7 protein-coding genes are annotated in these 6,892 nt (G+C 38.7%); 1 reads left to right on the top strand and 6 read right to left on the bottom strand.

Annotated features, from left to right (window positions below; translation table 11 throughout):
* Positions 1 to 211: IS3 family transposase (locus VHA01S_RS10770; protein WP_039970693.1), on the bottom strand; the 211-nt coding region annotated here is incomplete at its 3' end.
* A gap of 239 nt (positions 212 to 450) precedes the next feature.
* Here VHA01S_RS10770 and VHA01S_RS18545 point away from each other — a divergent pair.
* On the top strand, positions 451 to 1,407 hold the full coding sequence (locus VHA01S_RS18545; protein ID WP_023404403.1) for an IS110 family RNA-guided transposase: 957 nt from the start codon (positions 451 to 453) through the stop codon (positions 1,405 to 1,407).
* A 30-nt stretch (positions 1,408 to 1,437) separates the two neighbouring features.
* Here the strand turns inward: VHA01S_RS18545 and VHA01S_RS10760 are convergent, their stop codons facing one another.
* The 5 genes from VHA01S_RS10760 to VHA01S_RS18395 form a co-directional block, all read right to left on the bottom strand.
* Positions 1,438 to 1,980, bottom strand: coding sequence for a hypothetical protein (locus VHA01S_RS10760; protein ID WP_023404402.1), 543 nt, complete (start codon positions 1,978 to 1,980; stop codon positions 1,438 to 1,440).
* Positions 1,977 to 2,165 carry a hypothetical protein gene (locus tag VHA01S_RS10755; protein WP_023404401.1) on the bottom strand — a complete coding sequence of 63 codons (189 nt, stop codon included), beginning with the start codon at positions 2,163 to 2,165 and terminating at the stop codon, positions 1,977 to 1,979. Before VHA01S_RS10755 ends, VHA01S_RS10760 begins: the two co-directional genes overlap by 4 nt.
* 661 nt (positions 2,166 to 2,826) lie before the next feature.
* Entirely contained in the window at positions 2,827 to 4,854 is a 2,028-nt protein-coding gene (locus VHA01S_RS10750) for a GmrSD restriction endonuclease domain-containing protein (protein WP_023404400.1), read from the bottom strand.
* On the bottom strand, positions 4,838 to 6,247 hold the full coding sequence (locus tag VHA01S_RS10745; RefSeq protein ID WP_023404399.1) for a DUF262 domain-containing protein: 1,410 nt from the start codon (positions 6,245 to 6,247) through the stop codon (positions 4,838 to 4,840). Before VHA01S_RS10745 ends, VHA01S_RS10750 begins: the two co-directional genes overlap by 17 nt.
* 82 nt (positions 6,248 to 6,329) lie before the next feature.
* Positions 6,330 to 6,470, bottom strand: a complete 141-nt coding sequence (locus tag VHA01S_RS18395; RefSeq protein WP_156916971.1) for a hypothetical protein — start codon at positions 6,468 to 6,470, stop codon at positions 6,330 to 6,332.
* Positions 6,471 to 6,892: the final 422 nt, after the last annotated feature.

Here is a 6,892-nt window from a genome sequence, read left to right as displayed (position 1 = left end):
AGATTTTTATCTGCTCCGAAGTCAGCGCTTTGGCCGTTGGGGTAATACCACCTCGCTCGATCTTAAGCTGTTCGATCCAGCGCCGTAAAACCGTTTCACCAACATCCATTGAGCGTGCTGCTTCGGGAACTGAGTAACCTTGATCAAGAACCAAGCATGCTGCATCCATTTTGAACTCAGAAGAAAATGTACGTCGTTGTCGTTTTGTCATTGAACACCTCATTAATTGTGGTGACTTTATCACCTAATTGGGTGTCCGGGATCATTAAACCACTACAGACCCTAGCTTTAGCTGCAACTAAAGCTTTCTATGTAGCAGTTCGTTTAAACGCTGGCTCCTCTATCGAGAGACCGATAACAAACATGAACGCTACATAGGACTTCAAGCATAAACCTCGAATAGTCGACTGGGTCTCGAACCCGCATTACGCAAGCATGAGTTAGCTTATTATGAATACCAAAATCAATCAAAGCATCAACGTTGGAGTTGATACCGGCAAAACACAATTAGACATCCACATCAGGCCATTAGACCTGTTTTTCTCAGTAGAGAACAATGATAAAGGCATCAAGAAAGCACTCAAAACGATTAAAAGTCATAATCCTGAACGTATAGTTATTGAAGCAACAGGCCGATTAGAAATGCCTTTTGTCCTAGCATGTGCAGAGGTTCAATTACCTATTGTTAGAGCAAACCCTGTCCACATAAAACGATTCGCTGGTGCTATTGGCCGCAGAGCCAAAAATGACCGTTTAGATGCAGAGTTGATCGCTCACTATGGAGAAGCAATCAAACCAGATCTTACTGTCATAAAACCAAAAAACATACGCTTAATAAGTGACTTAGTCATTCGCCGAAATCAATTATTATCTATGCAAACTATGGAAAAGAACCGAATACAGATACTTCCAGCTTCTCTCCATTCAACTATCAAACCAATGCTAACCACGATAAAAAATCAAATCACCAAGTTAGAAGAAAAGCTCGTTAAGCTCATTGAAGATAGTCCTGAGTATCAGGCAAAAAATACAATATTGCAGAGCGTCCCAGGGATAGGAAACATTGCCGCCGCATCAATAATTAGCAACGTACCAGAACTTGGCTACATCACAAATAAACAAGCAGCATCACTGATTGGCGTCGCTCCAATAACACGCGAAAGTGGGCGCTACAAAGGTAAGCGCGTGATCCAAGGCGGTCGAGCGCAAGTACGCACAGTGTTATATATGGCAATGATGTCAGCCATGCAATGTAACCCCGTATTCAAAGCAACTTATGCTCGACTTTTAGCTGCCGGAAAGCCTAAGAAAGTCGCAATAATCGCGTGTGTTCGAAAGATGGTTGTAACCCTTAACTCTATGCTGAGAGATGGCGCCATGTGGGATGAAAACACAGCCAAAAACTAATCATTGACGCCATAGTCGTTTGTTATGTGCTTAGTTTTGCTCGGACTCCAACCACTTTTTATTGAATAATGTGTGGTGCTCATCCCAGTCCATTAAAAATTTACCAGCATCATCAACCATACTGCTAATTTTATGAACTAGTTCATGAAAATCTGTAGTTTTCATAAAGTCATGCGAGCCACTAGCTTGATAATGAAAAACATATGCAGTCCTTTCTGTATCAACCATGTAGAATAGGCAGGAATCTGATGTCGGGTAGGTTATCTTTCGACTTCCCATAGGCAAAGCCCATTCTTTCCAACAGTCTTCAGAATCAGAGTACTTTAAATGTGGAGATTGCTGTATTTCAGCTTTTGTTGGGTAAGTCAATGGCTGTAAGTGTGCGTGCCTGTGACCTGTTGGGGGATTTGGAAAAGATGTGGGCACATCTTTTCCAATAACTGGTGAATAACCATTTTTCCAGTACTCTTTAAAAGAGTCTGTGTAAGTTTTCAAAAGTGGATTACTATCTGCCGCATCTTTAACTGATTTCAAGTATACAACTTTACCCTTGAAAGTATAAACATCACTCATTCTACGAAAGATAACTCCTGATTCGATTTTATAATAAGCTCTTTTGAAATTACGATCATTTCTTCTTTGGTTACAGATACTTCTAGTCTTTTATAACCCATCTTAACCTGAGCTTTACGTCTAGCTCGTTTCTGTATGTGAGACAGACGCAGATGAGCATTTCGCATACTTTGTGCTTTGTTCATAGGGTGCCCCTTAGTTCGTGAACTCTGTGCCTACATTATACGAGTGTTCCTAATATACTGCAATGTTCAGTAGCATTCTGGCACATAACATTCCTAATAACAGGACAGCTCGTTTTTCTGCTTGCCTATCTTTCATTTAGGCTACCATAAACTACTGAAATATAATGCATATACATCACGTTTCGCATTTTGTCTTTACATAAAAACGAGCTTGCATATTATCTCTTTTTAACAATGCTCGTTATCTTAGACGAGGAAACCGATAATCCCCTTATTAACAATATCTTATAAGAGCACCTGCCGACAAAACGAGATTGAGCGAACGACAAAACAAGCCATTCTGATGCTTTACAGTCAGATAAACCCAATAAACTGTACAAACAGTCAGCTCATAAGGCTGGCATAGTTATTCCTACGCATTAGAAAAATTCACTTCGATTGGTAGTCTAAAAATGTGTAGAGTAACTGCGCTAAACGGTTTTGGGGCAATTTCGTGTTTCATACCCCGTCAGCATGCCTTTGGACAAAAATGAGATATAGCTTTCGCTAAATTAGCATTTAACGAATTAATTTAGGTACTAAGTGGCTAATTGGCGTTGACCAATACAGGGCGGTGAGGCAACAACGCCTCATCCCACTCGATTGTTTAAGATGGATGTGACTAGATCAAGGCCGCATCTGCACGTAATCGATTTAACATACTCTGTGCATGATCTGTAATTTTCTCCTTTTCCCAAGAGCTTTCTTTTACTTGGTTGATCATTTTGTAGAGCTTCAAACTATCAATGGATTTATTAGCGATTGCTGCAGCAAAATGATCGCACTTTGCAGCAGGCTGCACATTGCTTAGTTTTGAGTTTTTGCTATGGCTAATCAAACATAGGTTGCCAAAGTTATGCAGATCAGCTTCATTTAACTCTGTGTGTCCGTCTAATGGATGTTGAGGGTAGAAGTGTTCAACCGAACTTCTAAAGGTAAACTCAAATTTTTCTATGACAGTATCATTTATGTTTGATATACGATTATCACACCACAACAAGTAATCAAGGTAATTGAAAACGAGGTTGTTTTTGATGTTCCCATACTTCAGATTTTCTTCGCTGAAATTCGAATAATTAGTTTGTTTATTCTCCGAATCTGATGAATAAATAAGCGAGTAATAATCTTCAAGACTTTCATTCAAATAACGCTTAAACACAAACGAGCGAGCCATTGATTCTAGTTGCTTTAAGTACTCTTCTGCATTAATTGACTCCATCGAGTAGAGGATGTTCAACGCCCCATTTAACCAATGCTTGTAAACCATGGTAGGTGTAGAAACATGAAACGCAGCAAGTAGCATAAGAGTTCGACGGTTGATGGACTGGCTAGTGTCTTCTTTATCTTCGTCTCCGAATGTATTGAGATAGCTCTCAGATCCACTATCGTAACAATACAATCGCTTAAGGCTCCATTGGTTACCATTTTGCGAGTATTCACGTTTAATAATGTATTTATCAAATAGATATTTACACTTTAGAAGTGCGAAAATAAATTCTCTGACATTCTTTGCTGACGTGTTTTGATCCAATGATTCGCCTTGTCGCTTTTTGCCAAAAACATACTCATCAAACTGTTCTAGAAGCTGCTTATCATCCAAAGGAATATCTTTGCCTGTCCACACTCTTAATACATGAAGCAAAAAGTTGGAGAAATTACTGATACTATTAAAACGCTCTCGTTGCTGAGAGACTCCTTGTTTTCCATTAGTTGTTGGTACAGTTGTAAGCATATCAGCCATACTCATTTCCGAAACATTCTTCTCACTATCAATAGGTTGAGAGGTGTGTATATCAAGTAGTTCATCAAAGGATGCTAGTTCAAAGCCTCCCCATTTGCTTCCAAAGATTTGGGCACGCTCATCTCGTTTGAACCCATATTGGACATAACGCTCCATATTTGCAGTTGCATCCCATACTTTAGTCAACAACTCAATACTTTGTTCCTTTGTATCTTCTTGACTCTCTTGCAACGCAGACATCATTTTAGCTTTTAAAATTTCATGCTTTTCAAGTTGCTCGCCACGATTATTCATTACTTCAAAATAATGGTTTAAATCTGTTTTTGGTGGCACTGGTACTCGATAGATCTTTACAAACTTAAAGAGATATCCATAGAAATCATTCAGTTCATTACCTAGCGTTTCGAGTTGATGTTTAATCAATTCATAGCCTTGAATAATATCTTGGTTGTAGTCGTCAGTTTTTAACTGCGCCAAAGATTTACCGTCATACGAGCCTAAATTTGCTAATGTATGAATCGTGTTTGAAGACTTAGGACGGGACTCAAAATCTAAGTTTGGTTGTGTAAAACGGGAAAACTCTAGTGACGGAAAATCATTGCTTTGCGACATATTATACAAACAAATTGCTATCAATGTTAATGTAGTAAAACGCTGTTGCCCATCAATGACCTCAAGTTTATCTTTAGCACGCTCAAATACCACCAACGTGCCAATGTAGTATGGCTGTTGCTCTCCTTTATCATTGACTTTTTTTTGGTAATCTTTCACGTCTAAAATGAGTTGATTTATTTCCCCCTCTCCCCATGCATAATTTCGCTGATACATAGGAATGACATACTCATTTGAGTCACTTAATAGGGCTTCAACTGAAAGACTATCAACCGATAGATTATTGTTGGGGTTCATAGTATTTCATCTCCTTGAAAAGTTCTTCAATCATTTCCAGTTTGGTGCCATTAATATTCGTGACACTGTCTAATGACCAATTCAATATTTCGCTAGGTTTCACGGAATGCTTCATCTTAACGAAGATATTAAAATTCAATACGTAGTTGTTCATGGTGGATAACTGAACGACATAGCGCTCTAGACGACAACGGTAAGCCCATATAAAGATCTTCTCAATAGCCTCTGATAGATAGTGAGTTCCAAACTTGTCGATATAAAAGATCACGGCACAATCAAAAATAGTGCGTATATATCGATCTCCAATTCTTGATCGAGCTCCGTATTCACTCAGTGTCTTTAGAATCTTTTGTGCTTGCTCACTTAGTTGATAGTCCATAATCTTAGTATTACCGTCCTGATATTCTGATTTGACAATCTCCTTAATCATAAGTTGGTAGTGAGTAGTCATCTCGAAGAATCGGCGTCCATTCACGATCATCTGGTCAAGGTGAAATGGAAAGGTTCTATACTGTTGGTCTACATGACGGTGATACGATTGGTTGTATTCATCGACAAAGTGGTGAGTAATACGAACTGGTTCAACGTAGGGGTACTGCGCAACCTCCTCAAGGTTGACGCCTTTAAACAGATCAATCTTCTTTTTATCAAAGTTTAATGCATCTCGCCCTTGTACCCAGCATCGGATACGGAATAAATAGTTAGCAAATAACTCCGCGAGTTCATTTCCATCTAAACTCTCCCAGTGACGAACCGATTTTCCTTTTAAATAGGCATCAGCCTCAGAAAATTCTCTTAAGTGATATGCTTTAAGAAGATCATGCGGGTTAAGATCTCGACCTCGTGCATTTTGAGAATCAAAGAACTGAAATGCTTCTGAGATATATCTCAATACAAAAGTCACTACTTCACAATGATTGAGTAAAAAATCTATATCATTTTCAGTAAATTCATGGCGAGAGACGGCTCTTTGTGCGGCTAAGTAGTTTTGGTGTAAATTTTGGTGAGTGATATCGCTGTTAAACTTCTGACGAGAAAGGAATCTTTCAATTTCTCCACTCAGTTTTTCAAGATCAGCTTTTAGGTCTTGTCGTGTAACGCTCTCGATGTCCTTTACAGTCAAGATAGCTTTTATTAAAAGAATCAACGTCAAAGTTCGCTGTTGACCATCAACGATATCAAGTTGCTCTTTTTTATCTTTATTTTCTGAATGATGATGAAAGACAATGGTTCCCAATCGATAATATGGCTTATCACGGTATCTTCTTAGATCTTCAAGCAGATCCGCTAGGTTCTTTTGCGTCCATTTATAAGGGCGCTGGTAAGGAGGGATGGTAAGCCTTGGATCAGCAATCAAGTCTTTTACCTTACAAATTGGATTAGGTCTTTCCATAGTTTCTTCTTATTTGCTTTAATTACATGGTTTAAACGTGCTTTATTAACATAAGTGATCATTAGTTAACTCAAAGTGGTTCTTAACTATTTGAGTTCCAACTCACCCATCTAATATCAATTTCATCAATCATGATTACATGTGGAGAATAGCTAGCATCAACAACAGAAAATGTATCTTCAATTAAATTGTGTGTCGCATACGACATCTTCAGTCCAGACATGGTAAGGATGATCCTCGGAGTTAAGCGGACACAGAAGCTTTTCAATTTTCTTTAGATCTTGTGCCAAAGTTGAAAACCTTAGTTTTGCTCGATCAAATTTCGTTATTTTACCGCACTCAAGCCTACTAAAACTAACCTCATCTAGTGAAATCATACTGTGACCTAAATCAATAAGCTTTCCCGAAGGCGATTCTGCTTCTTTAGACTCAGTTTATTAAAGTCGCACTCTCTATATTTCATCTTTTGTATTCCGACTCAATTAGACCAGTTCACCACGCCTTCGGTGACACTGGGTTGTAAGAATTTCACAAGATTGTGTCCGCAACAACCGACACCAATAACTGCAATACGGTGTAAAATGCCTGGCAGAAACATAAATAAGCCTTTTGATAACCTATGCTCATACCATAAACCACGAAACG

It is taken from the genome of Vibrio halioticoli NBRC 102217, from assembly GCF_000496695.1.
GTDB classification, from domain to species: Bacteria; Pseudomonadota; Gammaproteobacteria; order Enterobacterales; family Vibrionaceae; genus Vibrio; species Vibrio halioticoli.
Note: the sequence above shows the minus strand (reverse complement) of the source record. Positions and strands in the feature narration are given on the sequence as shown.